General features: G+C 39.7%; 21 protein-coding genes. 6 read left to right on the top strand and 15 right to left on the bottom strand.

Annotated features, from left to right (window positions below; all coding sequences use genetic code 11):
* The first annotated feature begins 4 nt into the window (after nt 1-4).
* Nucleotides 5-583, top strand: a complete 579-nt coding sequence (locus NYE37_RS13700) for a hypothetical protein (protein ID WP_340712108.1) — start codon at nt 5-7, stop codon at nt 581-583.
* 140 nt (nt 584-723) lie between these two features.
* On the top strand, nt 724-882 hold the full coding sequence (locus tag NYE37_RS13705; protein ID WP_340712109.1) for a hypothetical protein: 159 nt from the start codon (nt 724-726) through the stop codon (nt 880-882).
* Nucleotides 883-1,460: 578 nt separating this feature from the next.
* On the opposite strand, the gene NYE37_RS13710 is transcribed toward NYE37_RS13705, so the two are convergent.
* The 7 genes from NYE37_RS13710 to NYE37_RS13740 form a co-directional block, all read right to left on the bottom strand.
* Entirely contained in the window at nt 1,461-1,655 is a 195-nt protein-coding gene (locus NYE37_RS13710; protein ID WP_340712110.1) for a hypothetical protein, read from the bottom strand.
* Entirely contained in the window at nt 1,648-1,899 is a 252-nt protein-coding gene (locus NYE37_RS13715; RefSeq protein WP_340712111.1) for a hypothetical protein, read from the bottom strand. The genes NYE37_RS13710 and NYE37_RS13715 overlap by 8 nt, the downstream gene beginning before the upstream one ends.
* Nucleotides 1,900-2,211: 312 nt before the next feature.
* Entirely contained in the window at nt 2,212-2,886 is a 675-nt protein-coding gene (locus tag NYE37_RS13720; protein ID WP_340712112.1) for a hypothetical protein, read from the bottom strand.
* A gap of 80 nt (nt 2,887-2,966) precedes the next feature.
* Complete coding sequence (locus NYE37_RS13725) at nt 2,967-3,275, bottom strand: hypothetical protein (RefSeq protein ID WP_340712113.1); 309 nt, start codon at nt 3,273-3,275, stop codon at nt 2,967-2,969.
* Between the two features lie 12 nt (nt 3,276-3,287).
* Complete coding sequence (locus tag NYE37_RS13730; protein ID WP_340712114.1) at nt 3,288-4,139, bottom strand: hypothetical protein; 852 nt, start codon at nt 4,137-4,139, stop codon at nt 3,288-3,290.
* Entirely contained in the window at nt 4,132-4,443 is a 312-nt protein-coding gene (locus tag NYE37_RS13735) for a hypothetical protein (protein ID WP_340712115.1), read from the bottom strand. Before NYE37_RS13735 ends, NYE37_RS13730 begins: the two co-directional genes overlap by 8 nt.
* An 11-nt stretch (nt 4,444-4,454) precedes the next feature.
* Entirely contained in the window at nt 4,455-5,207 is a 753-nt protein-coding gene (locus tag NYE37_RS13740) for a hypothetical protein (protein WP_340712116.1), read from the bottom strand.
* A gap of 166 nt (nt 5,208-5,373) precedes the next feature.
* Here NYE37_RS13740 and NYE37_RS13745 point away from each other — a divergent pair, with 166 nt between their 5' ends.
* The 4 genes from NYE37_RS13745 to NYE37_RS13760 are packed head-to-tail and all read left to right on the top strand — an operon-like array spanning nt 5,374 to nt 8,947.
* Entirely contained in the window at nt 5,374-7,482 is a 2,109-nt protein-coding gene (locus NYE37_RS13745) for a type IA DNA topoisomerase (RefSeq protein WP_340712117.1), read from the top strand.
* Nucleotides 7,483-7,497: 15 nt separating this feature from the next.
* Nucleotides 7,498-8,268 carry a hypothetical protein gene (locus tag NYE37_RS13750; RefSeq protein ID WP_340712118.1) on the top strand — a complete coding sequence of 257 codons (771 nt, stop codon included), beginning with the start codon at nt 7,498-7,500 and terminating at the stop codon, nt 8,266-8,268.
* An 18-nt stretch (nt 8,269-8,286) separates the two neighbouring features.
* Complete coding sequence (locus tag NYE37_RS13755) at nt 8,287-8,601, top strand: hypothetical protein (protein WP_340712120.1); 315 nt, start codon at nt 8,287-8,289, stop codon at nt 8,599-8,601.
* Between the two features lie 19 nt (nt 8,602-8,620).
* On the top strand, nt 8,621-8,947 hold the full coding sequence (locus NYE37_RS13760) for a hypothetical protein (protein ID WP_340712121.1): 327 nt from the start codon (nt 8,621-8,623) through the stop codon (nt 8,945-8,947).
* Nucleotides 8,948-8,965: 18 nt separating this feature from the next.
* Here NYE37_RS13760 and NYE37_RS13765 read toward each other — a convergent pair whose 3' ends face one another.
* From NYE37_RS13765 to NYE37_RS13800, 8 genes are all read right to left on the bottom strand, one after another.
* The gene (locus tag NYE37_RS13765) at nt 8,966-9,943 is read right to left on the bottom strand and encodes a conjugal transfer protein TrbL family protein (protein WP_340712122.1); all 978 of its coding nucleotides are present in this window, start codon (nt 9,941-9,943) and stop codon (nt 8,966-8,968) included.
* Nucleotides 9,944-9,953: 10 nt separating this feature from the next.
* Nucleotides 9,954-10,436 carry a hypothetical protein gene (locus tag NYE37_RS13770; protein ID WP_340712123.1) on the bottom strand — a complete coding sequence of 161 codons (483 nt, stop codon included), beginning with the start codon at nt 10,434-10,436 and terminating at the stop codon, nt 9,954-9,956.
* Nucleotides 10,437-10,451: 15 nt separating this feature from the next.
* Entirely contained in the window at nt 10,452-11,450 is a 999-nt protein-coding gene (locus tag NYE37_RS13775; RefSeq protein ID WP_340712124.1) for a M23 family metallopeptidase, read from the bottom strand.
* Nucleotides 11,443-13,326: a VirB4 family type IV secretion system protein gene (locus tag NYE37_RS13780; protein ID WP_340712125.1), complete on the bottom strand. Its 1,884-nt coding sequence runs from the start codon at nt 13,324-13,326 to the stop codon at nt 11,443-11,445. Before NYE37_RS13780 ends, NYE37_RS13775 begins: the two co-directional genes overlap by 8 nt.
* Before the next feature lie 12 nt (nt 13,327-13,338).
* Complete coding sequence (locus NYE37_RS13785; protein ID WP_340712126.1) at nt 13,339-14,016, bottom strand: hypothetical protein; 678 nt, start codon at nt 14,014-14,016, stop codon at nt 13,339-13,341.
* Entirely contained in the window at nt 14,009-14,356 is a 348-nt protein-coding gene (locus tag NYE37_RS13790; RefSeq protein WP_340712127.1) for a hypothetical protein, read from the bottom strand. The genes NYE37_RS13785 and NYE37_RS13790 overlap by 8 nt, the downstream gene beginning before the upstream one ends.
* 9 nt (nt 14,357-14,365) lie before the next feature.
* Nucleotides 14,366-14,608, bottom strand: coding sequence for a hypothetical protein (locus NYE37_RS13795; protein WP_340712128.1), 243 nt, complete (start codon nt 14,606-14,608; stop codon nt 14,366-14,368).
* Nucleotides 14,609-14,879: 271 nt separating this feature from the next.
* Nucleotides 14,880-16,250 (bottom strand): hypothetical protein, encoded by a 1,371-nt coding sequence (locus NYE37_RS13800; RefSeq protein WP_340712129.1) that lies wholly within the window; start codon nt 16,248-16,250, stop codon nt 14,880-14,882.
* Nucleotides 16,251-16,265 lie beyond the last annotated feature (15 nt).

Genomic DNA, 16,265 nt, shown 5'->3' on the forward strand with positions numbered 1-16,265 from the left:
TGAAATGAAAAATATGATTTTAAAAAAGCAATCTCAAAAATTCACGAAATGGCTTGAATTCAAATCATTTGAATTCAAATCCAAACATACAACATTATCTAATAGCGAATTCATTGAATTTTTCGTAGATGAACCTCAATTCCATCTCTCAATGCACTTTTATGACAATGATGATACAATTGAATATGAATTCATTTTCGAAATGGAAAATAACATGTTTTCGTATAATTATAAAAACGAACATGTTATACTAGGAGAATTTAACAAATCGGTTGCAGAATTTTTACATTTTATCACTCATGTTATAAACGATAAAATCGAAGAAAAAGATAAAGAAAAAAATCAAAATCAAGTGTATCAAGTTTTAAGGATTGAAAACGATGATCTATCCGATTACTCAAAACAAGGATTTAGACATATATTATATTTTTGTTCTGAATTTGTAATTGTATCAGATGATTATGCAGAACAACTGCATAAAGAAATAGACGGCATCTTGCATTGTTTCACTGAGATTAAAGATGGAGATGTAACCGAATATGATCTCCAAAACGGAGATATAGCTTATCTCCAGAACGGATGAAACGATAGGGCACTCATGATGAGTGCCTTTTTTTACTATGTATCCTCAAATAAATATTGACACGAAATTAGTAACAGATTATAATGATAATATACCGTTACGATAAGAGTAACAAAAGAAGAAAAGAAGGAGAAATGAAGATGAATTTACAACAGATTCATGAGAAAATTCTAAAAAAACAAATAGAACTCGCGAATAGTAACGAAAAAACCAAAAAAGAAAAAGTCCGCCATGAAATAACTAAACTACTAGAAGCCCAAAAACATTTATTAAAGCAATATCATCATGACGCTCGATAAGAGCGTCTTTTTTCATGCAATTTATTTGAAAAAATCTATTGACACGAATTTCGTAACAAGATATAATGATAATAGATCGTTACGAAAGACGTAACGGATAAACAATAACGAGGTGATAATATGTTAAAATACTTCCATTCAAAGGAACAAGTTTCATGTGTCGACGAGGAGTGGATCGTCAAAGTTTCCACCTCGTCCTCTCAAGATCAATTCAACGTATACGTAAAAAACCACATCACCCAAGAAGAGTTCCAATTTGATTTCTATAATCACCATGAATATGAATTCCTCCCCGAATTCATTAAAGCGCGAATTCGGGTCTGCAAAAAACGCCTTGTAAGACTTTTAGCTGCTTGACTTTTAGCTGCAAAAAAGCACTCATAAAATGAGTGCTTTTTCTTGTGTAATCTAAAAATAGCAGACGCTCCGATCCTTCAGCCTAGATTTGGAGCTAGTATCAAAGAAGGTCTAGCCATGACCACGGCCACAATAAAAAGGCACTTAAAATGAGTGCCTTTTTATTAAAGCTCTCTTCTCTCTTGAACAGCCTCCCTGTTTCCTTAGAATTTTTCATCTTATTAATCCTCATAAGCTAAATCCTCACTTTTTACTTCTTCAATAATTTTCCCAGATTTATCCGTGACAATAAAACTTGTAGCGTTGAAGCGTTGAAAATACATAAATTTCTCCACCTGTTCCCATCTTTCAAATACAGCGGGATCGGAAAAACCGATCCCTGCAATTTTTCCGTAAACTTTATACACTTTATTCATTTCCATCCCCCATTTTTTTTATTAGTTCCATCATACTTTGTTTCTTGGGTTGCGGTTTTTGGCCGGTCCTCATCTCGTGGATAAACGCATCAATCTCTGATTTTGTTTCAAATCCGGTGATTAATCCCCGGGAAATGGCTTCCGTTAAAAGTTCGGGGACAACCATATCGCCAAAAACATATAGGTTCTCCAACACTTCTAGGTCCGTCATCTTTTGATTTCCTTCATAAACTCCTTCTCTCATTGGAAATACACCCCATGGGGTGTATACCTCGTCCCGCTTTATTTTCATCTTATCGCCCCCATATATTTTTTTAAATCGCTCGGAATACCTCCTGTTCAATTATTACTTTAATACATAAAATCAACTTTGTAAATACTTTAATAAATATAATACAAATTTATATTACTAAAATATCGTGATGACGAAGATGACAAATAACAAAACAACCAAGGAAGCATTCAGAGCATCTCAAGTTTCTGACAGGGGCCTGTTTTATGACCCTGTAATCTCTCAAGCGTCCATAATAAAAAGGCACTCATTATGAGTACCTTTTTACTCTCTCTCCTCTTGATTGCTTTCTCTTGTTATCTCTTGTTGTACAAGCTCTCTTCTTTCTTGATCAGCTTCCGTTAAAATATCCGTGATTGTCTCTTTAAGTTCTTTCATTTCTTGATACTCTCGACTTATTTTATCTTGTACGAACTGAACAGTATGCTCAATATCCCTGTCAAAATACTTGTACGCCATTTTTTCTAAGTCAAGTTTCCTCACTGTTTTCCATATATAGTATTTTCCGTAGTTTTTATCCCAACCATACATGTCCTTTATTTCTTGAAAAAATCTAGATGTTTCCTTCATTGCGAACTGTTCGGCATCCCATTCGACGGGCTGAAAATGATATTCAGGCAAGGAAAAAAAGTAGATGTCCATGTTTTCCTTCCACCTTTGAACTTCCTCCTGATCATGGTGGACTTCCGGACAGTCAATCGCATAATATTGATAAGCATGCCTCCCTTCGTGCAATATGATATGGCTAGCAAACACGTTGCTTATTTCTATTAAATCGTTTCTTATCTGATCTTCACGTGTGAACTCTACAAACTTTCGATTGATGAAGATTGCGTGTTTCTCTTTGTCATAAAAGCCACGTTCGTTAATCGGAAGATCCGCTACCCTCACGGACGCTGGTGGGCGATCCATAAGGTCAGCATATTCAAACTCCAGCAATTGAAGCGCCCTTAATCTTTCCTCTACAGAAGCACTTAACCATCCAGAAGTATGAAAAGTATATCGATATGATGGACTAATCAGTATTCCTCCTTTGTGAACAAGAAATCCTTGTATTTCTTTATTAAATCGGGCGAGTCGAGACAAACATTCATATGGAATAAACCATCTAAAAAGTTGCAGCCATATAGATCCATCATCGTTCGAATACTGAGTCCTTCAACCAGTGGTTCATCGGAGATGATTTGATGATTCAACCACTCATCAAACGTTTTTTGGAGTTGGCTGGATACTTTCCCCAAGTGCCCAATCACTGCTCTGATTTCATGATTGGCCCAACCTTCTTTTTGAAGTGTCTGAATCAGCTTTTGCTCATCAAAAATCAGCATTTTTCTTCCTTCCTAACGCTCTATTCCATAATCCCGGTCTTTTGATATCACTTGTTCAAAAAGCTCTCTTCTCTCTTGGACAGCTTCGTTCAAACTTTTTCGATCCCGATCATCTGTACTTAAACCTTTAAGCACCTCGATCGGATCTTTCTCCTTCATTTCCTGTAACTCTTTTTTAAACTCCGCTTTTCTTTTCTCAGCCTCTCGGTACTCTTGGCTGATTTTCTCCTCAACAATTTGAATAGTACTTTCAAGATCTTTTTCGAAGTACTTCATAGACATGAGCTTCAGCTCACCTTGTTCAATCTCTCGTTTCATCTTATATAGTTCAAAGTTTTTATCTTTCCCAAACTCTTTCTCTAACTCTTGAAAGATCTTCTTTGTTTCATGATCTGCAAAATTTTCAGCATCGCGCTCCAGCGGCTGAAAAAAGTAGTAAATCTCGGGCGCTTGATAGTATACCCTCTCATTTTCTTTCCACTTTTGAACTTCTTTTTGATCAGCGTGAATCTCCGGATGGTGAATTGCATAATATTGGTAAGAATGCCTTCCCTCATGAAGAATGGCATGACAAGCAAACACATTGTTCATCATGAGGTCCGGTTGATGCTCCAAATCTTCTATCGTATATTCCAGTAACTTCCGCCCTATCACAATTGTATTATCGCTTTTCGAAAGCCCAGCAAGTTTTTCATAAACCTCCCCGTTGACTTCCACTTTTTCTGCTTCTTCTTTTAGTTCTATTTTCGCAGGCGAACGCCCTTGGCGTTGAGCATACTCATTCTCTAGTTCTTGAAGAGCTTGCAGTTTTTCTTCTATCGATGCATCAAACCAATTCTTTGAATGAAATATCGCTTTATTCATTCATCTCTATCCTTTGATAAAGATTTTTATATTGTTTCGCCAAGTCGGGGTGATCCAAGTAGACATCCATGATCGCCAAAGCATCCAAAAAATGACACTTCTGCAACTTCATGATGGATTGTATACTCCACCCTTCAACCAGTGGTTCATCAGAAACGACTTGATGATCCATCCATTCATCAAAAGGCTTTTGAAGCCGACTCGTCACCTTGCCTAAAAGAGATATCATCGCTTCAATCTCATGATCACGCCATCCTTCTCTTTGTAATACTTTAACTAATTTTTCCTTGTTGAATTCCAGCATTTGTTTACCTCCTAACGTTCCATTTCATTGATTCTTTCATTTGTTAAGTTTATCAGCTCCTTTCTTTCTTGAGTAGCAGTGTTCAGTGCTTCGAGTTCTTTATTTATTCTTTCACGTGCTTGGTATACTTGATGTATTCGACTTTCTACTGATTGAATAACACTTTCAACATCCTTGCCCAACTCGTCAGCCAGTTTTTCATAAAAACGATCCATGGCCTCAATATATTGTTTATATCTTTGAAAAGCGTAATCTTCTCCAAACTCCTTTTCTAACTCTCGGAAAATCTTCTTCATTTCATTTCTGGCAAACTTTTCTGCATCCAATTCCACAGGTTGAAAATGGTAATAATGCTTAGGTCTACAATAGTAAACCTCATTATTTTCTCTCCATTTTTGAACTTGCTCCTTATCCGGATGAATCTCCGGATGATCAATCGCATAATGCTGATAAGCATGTCTTCCCTCATGAAGAAGGGCGTGACAAGCAAAAACATTGGTTACACGAAAAGAAAACTTTTTATTTCCACCTATGCTGAAGTCGATTAGTTCTTTTTCAATCTCTATGATATCCCTTGTGAATCCTGGTGTACCTTTTATAAATTGAGCATTCTCAACCTCAGGGTCCTCCAGGATCCTTACTATCGCTGGCGAACGCCCTTGAAGTCGAGCGTATTCATTCTCTAAAGATTGTAACGCCTCTAATCTTTCCTCTGGCGTTGCATTAAACCAGTTTGAAGCATGAAATATCTTTTTGTAACTCATCGGCTACCCCCTCAATGCTCTGTTTTGAAACTAAGTCCAGTTTCCTCATTTATTTACCTCTTTAATTATACATATCGTTTGGATTATTTTCTTATTTTTTAATGTTTATCATCCTTTTTGACAGTTTTTTATAGTATTATGAAAAAGTGTTGGAGGTGACAAAAACATGAGAAAAATCGCTATTCTCGCCGAAAAACCGGATCAAGCGAGAAAGCTGGCCAGTCCCTTTCCTCACAAAAAAGAGAAAAACTTTATAGCAATTGACAAATGCGATTCATTTCCGTCTGGAGCGGTCATCGTATGGGCAATTGGCCACTTGATTCAATTGGCTGAACCCAAAGTATATCATCCAGACTGGGAAAAATGGGATCTTCAACACTTGCCGATGATCCCGGAACAGTTTAAATACCAAGTGATAAAGTCAAAATCCGGACACTTCAAAGAAGTAAAAAAACACCTTATCAATGCAGACGAAATCATTATCGCGACTGATCCGGCCCGAGAAGGGGAGTTGATTGCCCGATTGATCATCCAAATGGCTGGGGCTTCGAAAAAGCCTATCAAACGCCTATGGACTTCATCCTTAACGGAGTCAGCCATTCAAAATGCCTTCAAAAATTTACACCCCGGCGAATCCACGATTTCTTTTTATCATGAAGCACTTGCCCGGTCCTGGAGTGATTGGCTCGTCGGTATCAATAGCAGCCGTGTCTACACTCTTTTATTACAACGCAAGGGGATTCGAGGGGTCTTTTCCATTGGGAGAGTTCAAACCCCTTTATTAACATTAATTCGCCATCGAGAAGAAGAGATTGAACAATTCAAATCGGAGCCATTTTGGGAACTTGTCGGGACCTTTAAAACCTCTACCGGGCAACAATATCGCGGAAAACACTCCAAAAAGTTCAAGGATCAAAAAGAAGTCCAAGCACTTCTTGAAACAATCAATAATCATTCTGGAATCATCGCGAAAATAGAGACCAAGAAAAAAGCAACCAAACCACCAAAGCTTCATTCGCTGAGCACTTTACAAACAAAAATGAACAAACGATTCAAATATTCTCCTTCCCGCGTCTTAGAGATCGTTCAAGCGCTATATGAGAAAGGGTATGTTTCCTATCCCCGGACGGACTCTCAATATGTCACTCCGGCCGAAGCAACAACATTTCCAGGGATTTTAGAAAAGCTTTGTGCTTATTTCCCCGTTCCGGATCAACTCAAAGAAATCAAAAACAACATGCGTTATGTGGATCCTGCCAAAGTATCCGATCACTATGCGATCATTCCGACCGATCAAGTTCCGGATCCGGAACAACTTGGAAGGGATGAGAAAATCATCTACGATGAAATCGCGCGGTCCTTGATCGCTGCTCATTGTGCGGATTATGAGTACAATGAGACGAACATCTTAACCGAAGTAAACGGAATCCCCTTCGAAACAAAGGGAAAACAACCACTCAAGTCCGGATGGAAAAAAGTTTTTCAAGAGGAGGAAAATCAAGAATCTAAAGAGGAATCCGTTCTTCTTCCTGATGTTTCTGAAGCGGAATCCGTTCAAGCTAATATTCGGATCCACGAGGATATGACAAAACCACCCAAGCCCTACACTGAAGGACAGTTGATTCAGCTCATGAAGACTGCCGGAAAACATATTGAAGATGAGGAACTGCAAGAAGAGATGAAGGGAATCGGCTTAGGAACAGAAGCAACTCGGGCCGGAATCATCCAAACCTTAAAAGATCGTGAATACATCACTGTAGAAAAGAACGTGGTCCGAGTCACAGAAAAGGGGAAACTTCTTGTTAAAGCCGTAGAAGGGACTTCTTTGGCCAAACCAGATCTGACTGCTCAATGGGAAAAGTATCTGTATCAGATCGGGAAAGGGGAAAAGTCTCATATTCCTTTTGTCAAACGGTCAAAAGAACTCGCTTCAAAGTTGGTTGAAGACGCCAAACAACATGCAAAAACATGGAATATTGACGGATTAGCCACCACAACCCCATCAAACTCTGGTTTTGGCCCGTGTCCTCGATGCGGAAAACAAGTCATTGACAAAAAGAAGTTTTACGGTTGCTCCGGATACCAAGAGGGATGCAAGTTCACACTTCCTAAAGAGTTCTGTGGCAAAAAACTAACGGAAACCAATGTGAAAAAGTTGCTGGAAAAAGGGAAATCCAACCTGGTTAAAGGATTCACATCAAAAAAAGGGAACAACTTTGACGCATACTTGGTACTTGATGAAAAACAAAAGCTGTCTTTTCAGTTCAAATCATGATTAAGGAGGCTCCTTGTGTCCAACACTTTGGAACTTTTTCATGACTCGAAATGGCCCGAAGCAGATGTCTTGGAGAAAATGATCGCCTTGGAATCCTTGGTCACAAACATCTGTCAAGATCTGGGGTGCAAACGCGAAAATCCAATACAATTTCTTGATCTTGAACCCCCGACCTACAGCTTGTATCGGTTTGATTCCGAAGAAATCGTCCTGCCTCGTTCTGAGTTGGATCGACCTGATTCCAACTATGACTTAGCCTACTTCGCTATTCACGAAACAAGGCATCATATTCAAAAGTGGAAAACAATTTATCATCGCGAAGATGAGAAAAAAACAGTTGAACTATGGTATAAAAACATGAACACATACATTAACCAAGATGAACTTCGTGTGCATTACCGGTTCCAACCGGTTGAACGAGATGCTTATGATTTTGCGGACCAAAAGTTTGTGCAACTATTCAACTCCTTGGAAAAAGAACTTGGTCCTTGCAAAGGATTGCAGAACTATATCGAAAAGATACAACACCGCAACAAAACATACCACATCATGGCGGAACAACAACTCGGAAAAAATTATCTCCAAAAAATCGATCGTACGATCGAAGATCTATATCAAGCCAAAATTCATTTGCTTCATCAAAGTAAAAAAGCTGAACAAATCATAAAAAAATATGATAAAGTAGCTTTCGAACGGATCAAACAGGATTTTCAAGCCTTGAGGGAAGCCTTCCAAGATCGGGAAAGTTTGTCCAGCCATCAATTAAACGAAGACCTTGAACGTTAGCTAGGAGGGAAAAAACCTTTGCTAATTTTTGATGAAAATCAACTTAAAACTATTCTGATTGAAGAAGAAGGAATTGAGGAATCAAAAACATTCTTTATCATTGAAAACCTAAAAACCTTGGATGATCGGCTTCAGGAAGCCATGGATCAATGGATGAAGGATCGGAGCATTTCTAATTTTGACGTTGAAGGAGTTGATTTAAAGTTCATCATGGAAAAAGGAAAAGTAAATTTTCATAATGCGTTGACCATCATGAACGCTTTTTTGTATGATCCAAACTTAGCGGAAACTTACAAACAAAATCCATATGGCTTTTCAGGGCCTATGCGATGAAAAAAAGGAGAGAGTACCTATGAAAGTGAAATTATCAATGTTTGTCTTAGCTCTTTCTTTGCTTTTTCTTAGTGCATGCTCATCGGAAAACTTTGAAGGAAAATGGGTTTTAAAAAACGGGGATAGTGGTTGTCCTAAAAGTATTACATTTGAAACAGATAATATAGTAACTTTTCACAGCGCAAGAAACATGGTCATTACAGGTACACTTGAAGAAATTGAATCAAATAAATATTTGTTTGATTCAAAAGGAAGGGGAACACTCACATTTGAATTAACCATAAATGATAATATATTAAATATGAGAGACGGATCTGATAGTTGCAACTTTCAAAAACAACAATAACCACCCTTTTCAGGGTGGTTATCCTTTTCGGATCACTCTCCGAACAACTTCTCTTCCTACAACTCCGCCAGCTCTCATCGCCCCTCCGATGACTGCTTGTCCAGCGCCAGTCGAGTACATATACTCTTTGATATATGCAGGCCCTTTGATTGTGATGATCATCATCCCCAGTCCCCAGATGATATTTTCTAAAGTGGATATATTAGTAATCTTCACGTTCCAAAACAGTTTCACGGTTAGTACAAGCAACATGATCTGTACTACTTGTGTGATTAGTATTGATAAAAAGTTTCGCCACCACACTGGGAACAAATTAAACTCTTCATTAATATTCGTTGCGATGGCAAATGGACCGGTAATAAACAAAAAAGCCAATTCCGCCGCACGAATTGCCACCTGAAACGCCACGATTAAAACTAAAATCGCAAATAACAAAAACATCAAGATGAGAAATCCTGGAGTACTTGGCGTGATCACGAAAATCGTTGAAAATCGCTGTGGTTCTAATCCTATATCAGCAAAACCGGATGTTGTCTCATTGGCCACCTTCACTAACTCATTGAAGGACCACATATATCCTGAAATCATCGCAACCGTCACAATCAGCTTGGTAAGCGTCCGTTTTAACCGAACAGAATCTTCTTCAACCCAGTACATCGATAAGATCTTCACCAACTGAAAAGTGAAAAACACGGTAATAAACGACCAAACGGCATTTTGAAAATACCCTTGAAATTCTTTGACCTTTTCATTTTTCAGCAGCTTGTCGGGTTCTTGAACCAGTTTGGCAATAAATTTCAACCCGCTTTCTAATGCAGACTCTGCGATTTCTGATAACCATTTTTCTACATAACAAGTTGGATCCATAGCATCCAACAATTTGCACTCAATTCCACTACCGCCTTCATTAGCACTGGCCACGGAAAATGGAAGCATAGTAATAAACAAAGATAAAATTATCCCGGCTAGGATTCCCCGCTTCCAATAAGGCGTCATGCTCTCCCTCCTATTCCTCAATAGAAATCAGTTCAAAGTTATCTATTTTCCAGACACCCGTATCAACTCTTGCTAAGTAAACTTTCATCTCATATTCACTCATGGTAGATGTATTCTCCAGTTGGTACATGATCCGTCCCTTTATGATCACATGTACTTGCTCTAAGGAATCCCGATTAAAATACGTTTGATCGATGGTTAGGTTTTGGGAAATTCCCTCTTCTAAATCATCATGTGGTTCTTCAGTAGAAAAAATCTTTTTCTGGGCCTTTTCGGTGGTGATCTTCCGTATCTTTTTCTCTGATTCTTTGCTCGGATTCCCCAGCAACAGCTTGACAAATTCCTCGGCCCGAGCCGTGGCTTGATCTTGTTCAGTTAACTTCTGTATGTCGGACCGCAACTTTCTCACTTCCGAATATAGAAAACCGTTTCCGATCAAGGAAACTGTTAATGCCACTGATAACAGGGCGATGTAAACAATATATTTTTTCAATCGATTCACCTCACTTCAGTTTATATACCTACTTGGATTCACTTTCTTCCCTGCAATTCTTACTTCAAAATGTAAGTGCGGTCCGGTGCTCCGCCCCGTGGCTCCGCACACACCAATTTCCTGACCTTGGGCTATGTAATCGCCCACCTTTACATGGCGTTGCGCCAAATGACCATACAGTGTCTGAACGCCTCCACCATGATCAATGAGAATGACATTTCCATACCCGCCAAATCCTTTACCGCGCTGTCCAAACGTGGAGACAACGACTTTCCCACTTTTGGCCGCTCTAATGACTTTTTCCTCTTTAGTGCGACATGAGAAGTCAATTCCTTGGTGCATACGTCCCCACCGAGGCCCGAAGGAACTTGTCCTTTGACCCGTGGATGGTCGCAAAAATCCGCTGGCAGAAACTTTTCCAACATCTTGAACATCCTCAGCTTTGCAATCGTATGAAAGTCCGCCCAACTCGTTCACATACTTGGTGACCGTTGGGATCCAGAAACGATTCAGTCCGGTGGGATCATTTTTCGCCCCAATTGGAGCATATTTTGGCCCAATCTGCTCGGGTGTTTTCAGTCCTTTGCTCACATAGTTTTTAGCGAGATTTTGTGTCATTTTTTCGATCCCCGCTTCCAAGGTCGGGAATCGCATAAATTCCCCCCGAAAAAATAATCCCCCTGGGTTATTTTTGGTGCGGACCATCTTACTTTTCCCATGACCCGTCTCGTGCATGGCAATAGCCGCTACCAACACCGGATCTACTCCATGTCGCTGTCCGGAAGTGATGAAGGCATTCCCTTTGCCTTCAAAGACTCCTTTCCCCTTCAATTTTTCGTTCAATTCTGCCGCAGTGATGGAATCCCCAGTCGGACGGCAAAAAACTTTTGAGGAATCCAGAGGCGGATCTTGTGAAGGCCTTCCCATCATGGACACTATCACGATAAAGAGCAGTCCAATTCCAGCATAGATTCCATATTTGATTAAATCGCGGTAAAGCAAGATTTTAGACATGCATCTCACCATTTCCGTACTTTTGCTGATACCATTTCGGGTCCCAAATTTTTAACTCTTCCGGAGTCAGTTCCACATAGATATTTACTTTTTTGGATCCTACCGAATAGATGCCTTTTCCGGCCGCTTTGCTTTTTTCTTCTTCGCTGACTACCAACAAACGTTTTTCCTCTTCAGAGAAGCTTTCAGATGTTTTTTCCTCAATGGCGTTGATTTCTTCTCGAAGCATCGGGAGGTACAGTTTAGAGATAGAGTTCAAGATGACAGCTTCCCCATAGTTGCGACTGCCTTCCACGGCGCTGAGGAAGTCCCCAATCTGTTGGGTAGCGGAGGTGACACCCCCTTGGAACGAACGAATCAACTTATACATATTGGCCAAGAATTTCATGGCCAGTGGATTGTTTGGGTCCGATAAAACATGGGCTTCATCCACATATATCTGTGTTTTGGTGATCATGTCTTTTAGTGCATCATCTTGTAAAAAGGTAAGGATGTTAAACATGGCCACTTGCTGCAGATCGCTTTCATCTCGCAAGTCGGAGATATCAAAGACAATAAAATCACTGTTCAAGTCTACATTGGTATAACCGTTAAAGCATTTTGAATATGAGCCTTCAACATAGGGATACAAAACTTGATAGAACCCGTTGAGCAAACGAAACTCTTCGTCTTTTTCCATCTTCGCTTCCAGCTTGATATATAAATCTTGCATTGTCGGGAAGTCCTCTGGATTCAACTTGGAAAAGTCCGTTTCCCAGTGAATTCCTTTGTCTCTATAAAGTTCTACCAAGACCTTTTCCAGCAGGGCCAATTCCACTTGCTTGTTGCGCAAGTCTTTATGCATCAACGTGAACATGGTTTTCAGGCGGGAAATCTTTTGATGAAGCAAAGAAGAAGCGACTTTTTCCCCACTGTCATCCGAGGGAATGAGCGAATGCATGACTTCAAACGGATTCATGATGTTTCCGTTAAGCGGTGAAATTTTCACCCATTCGCCTCCTAATTGCTTCACTTTGCTTCCAAACTCGCCCTTTGGACAAATCACCCGAATCACTGTGTCTTGGATCCAGCGCCGGATCATATCTCCCCAAAGGTATGTCGATTTCCCTCCACCCGACGTTGCAATAACAATCTCATTTCGGTTCAACAACTTGTCGTGATCGACAACAACCACACTGTTTGTTTTCAAGTTTTTCCCCTTGATGATGCCCCGCTCTGAAAAAATCTCACACTCATCGAAGGGAAACAGTGAAGACAAAGCTTCTGTGTCAAAGTTCCGAAAAGTCATCTCTTTGAGTTCATTTCGCCGCAGGGGAAGCGCACAATATAACGCCGGGAGCATCTGATGATGTGGAACCAAGACTTTTAAGTTTTTGCTTACATGGGCTTTGACAACCCTCGTAATCTCATCAAGTTGTTGCTTGCTAGAGGCTTGGATGTGTATATACATGTGTTCATTGAACATTTCTGCCCGGCCACTCGTCAGATTTTCCAATAAAATTTCCGCATCTTTCAAGTCATTATTGATGCGGATTTCATCCATAGGCCGCAATCCTGGTTCATTCAAGCGGGAACGATATTCGATTACTGCCCGGTTTAAAGACTTGATCATGCCATCAGGGTTGGTCGGTTCAATATGATGAATGATAGAAATGTTGTGCGGCAAGTTATGAAGATTTTGGAGAAAATTCGCTTGAACATCATTTGCAAAATAGCTCACGCAAAGCGTCCGGCAATAGTTTCCTCCCAGTCGGATATAGTCTGCTTTTTCTTCAATACTGTCCGGCGACAGCAAATCCAACAAACTCGTATTGACTTGCGTTTCTAATGTCGGTTCTGAAACATCTTGCTTTTTCTTTTTCAAAAAGCCAAACATCCGGATTCCCCCTTAGTATTCTTCTTTGTTTTTGATCCGTTCTGCGGCCGCCAAAAGATTTCGACGCCCAATCATGTATTCATACTCCTTGATATCCTCCGACATATAAAGCTGAGAGTTTTCATAATCAAAAAACATATGAAGATACTTGCGGAGCTCTAAGTCATCCAGCTCATGCACTTCAAGCTTGTATCGATATAGCATATCTTCCAGATTCAAACGCAAATCATCCACCCGCCGCCGCAGTTCTTGCATGGCCTTTTCTTTACTGTCTGCGGAATGAGGGGAAAAAGGTTCATCAATGATGATATACCGGTTTCTTTTGATTAAACTTCTATCTTTTTGCAGATGCTGAGCATACCCGATATAACTTTTCAGCATCTTTTTCTTGTTTGGATTTTCTTCTTTTTTTAAGCGATCCGTCAGGTCATTGATATACTTTTTCAGATCGATAGGTTCCGAAACTCGTGCGATCTGAATTGGTTTTGTTAATGAACGAAGAAAGTTTTCATAACCCTCCAAGACTTCTTTTTCCTCTTGATAACTCATCAGATATGTGTTGACGGAGGAAACGGACAACACTTTAATAAAGCGATGATCCAAGGTTTCGATCATCCCGTTATATACATCCCGGACCGGGATTAAATCTTGAACGGTTTTTTCTGTTTTTTCTGGTTGTTTTTTAGCCAAGTTTCTCCCCCCTTGAGAGTGATTTCTTTTTAAAATAATAGATCTTTTGGCGTTTACTAAACTTCCAGCGGATCACCAAAAGATCAATCAATTTTAAATTCGGCCGTTCCCTCACCGGCCGGACAAAAATCAAACAAGCTACCAAAACCGAGGGAAGAGCGCTGATCAAGAAACGAATATTAAACGGCAAAAAAGGAATGATCCAACGAAATAACATGATGGAGAAAAGGATTGGAGGAATCATGATGAACAAATCTTTAACCCGAATAAATCTCCACAGATGGACACTGGAGTCAATCTGTCGAGGAATCTTAAAACGTTTCCGTTCTTGCAACTGCATGACACCTCCTTACATAAAGGAAGATTTTAACCAAGCGACAATAGTTTTGGCCATATAGGAGATGATGGTAGCCCCCATAGTAAACCAAAACGCCTTTTTAAACTTTTCTTTTTGATGCTCATCCGGGAGTATAAGAGCTAAAACTGCGGTTACAATCATCCCGATGGCAGAAACAGGAAAGACAATATAATTTAGAAGCCCTTCTACCACTTGGTTGGTGAGAAAGCTTCCTAATTTTTCAAATGGATTCATTTATACTTATCCTCCTTTTTCTATGTCTTTGATCTTTTATATTATAAGTAAACAATAAATCGTAGTCTATAAGACTTATTAAGTGTCATTTTTTTCACAAAAAACAAGGAAAAGAACTTATTGATAGTGTATTAGACAAGAGGTATAATGAAATTGTGAAGGAATTTTAATATATAATTCTCTGCTGTTCAGCTTTGCTGAGCTTTTTTTGTGTCTTGATAAAAAAACCTTTGGGATTTCTTTATTCCCAAAGGTTTTTTGGTTATCAGTTCTATCGCTCAATCGTAATTCTCTCTTCAATGATTTCGATCTCTTCCCGTTCTTTTTCTTTGTTGTCCAGTCCTTGGCTGATCATATCAAAGAGTGCTTGTTGTCCCCTTTCTTTTATGTCACTGAGGAACTCCCGGACATTCTTATATTCCCGAGTTGATGCGCACTCTGCGGTCAGAAGTGCATCTTCCAGCGTCATGTGATCAACCTTGAGTCCTGGAAACAAGGTTTGAATCTCACGCTTTAACTTGTCTGTCATTTGTTGTTCCTTGATTTCCAATTCTTCTTGTTTTTCATTGATTTTCTCTCGTTTTTCATTGATCTGTTCAATCTTCGCCTCATATTGTTCTTTGCTGAGGTTCCCTTTGTTTTTGTTCAGCTCATCCAACTCTTTCCGCAACTCTGCTCTTTGTTTCACTAAACCTTGATTAACTGTTTTGATCTTCTTGCTTAATTCTTTGGCCGTTGAAACGAGTTGATTACGATCCCGATTTACTTCCTTCATGATCCTGGTCCGGATCTTCTCAGAAAACACTTCTTGAGTAGAACGCCCTGTTTTCTTCGCCTCTTTTTGCGCTTCCTGGATTGCTTTTCGGATCTCTTCTTTGCTCATCTGTCGGAGTTGATGCAATCCCCTGATCAAACCTTGTGTCTCTAACGACAGGGGAAGCTTCCGGGGATCCACCCGGTATTGAGCATTTTGCTGATCTGAAAAAATCAAGTCTTCACCGCTTATTTCTTTAAAGGTTAATTCTTTCCCCTCAACCTCCACATGGGGAGATTCTTTTTCTACCCGTTCGGATACCTCTTGTTCTAACTGCTCTTTCACCTGCTGATGCTCTTTTGCAGGCAGTTTCCGAACTTCATCGATCTTTTCCAAAAGCTCTTCTTTGGATGCGTTTCGAATGACATCCTCTGATGTAAGTTCCCATCCATCTGCTGATCGTGTAAGCACTCCCAGTTCATATTTGTTTTTGTCATCCACCTCTGGGAGAATGGATGCCCCATACCCATTTTTAAAGTATATGTGGGTGTTTTTCCCGATTCCGGGCCGATCAAATTCTTCTATATCGACAACATCACTATGAATCTCTACTTGTTTATCAATCGGACCCTCCAAAACCTCTTCTACCTTTTCAAGAGTGTTGGCTTTCCAGTTTGCTTGTCTCAACTCTTTTTGAATCCGTGGCTCCAGTTCTTTCTTCTGAATTTGATCTAAAACTTCTTGGAAAATCTGATATGCCTCTTCATCTTCGCGTTCAAACTGAGCTCTTTTTGCATCCATCTGAGCGAAAAAATGACGGATCATCTTATCAAAAACCTGATTAACACTATCAATCGCTTGATTTTTTATTTTGTCCCAGTTATCCATCTAATCCCCTCCCTT

It is taken from the genome of Thermoactinomyces sp. FSL K6-2592 (assembly GCF_038006465.1).
Taxonomy (GTDB): Bacteria; Bacillota; Bacilli; order Thermoactinomycetales; family Thermoactinomycetaceae; genus Thermoactinomyces; species Thermoactinomyces vulgaris.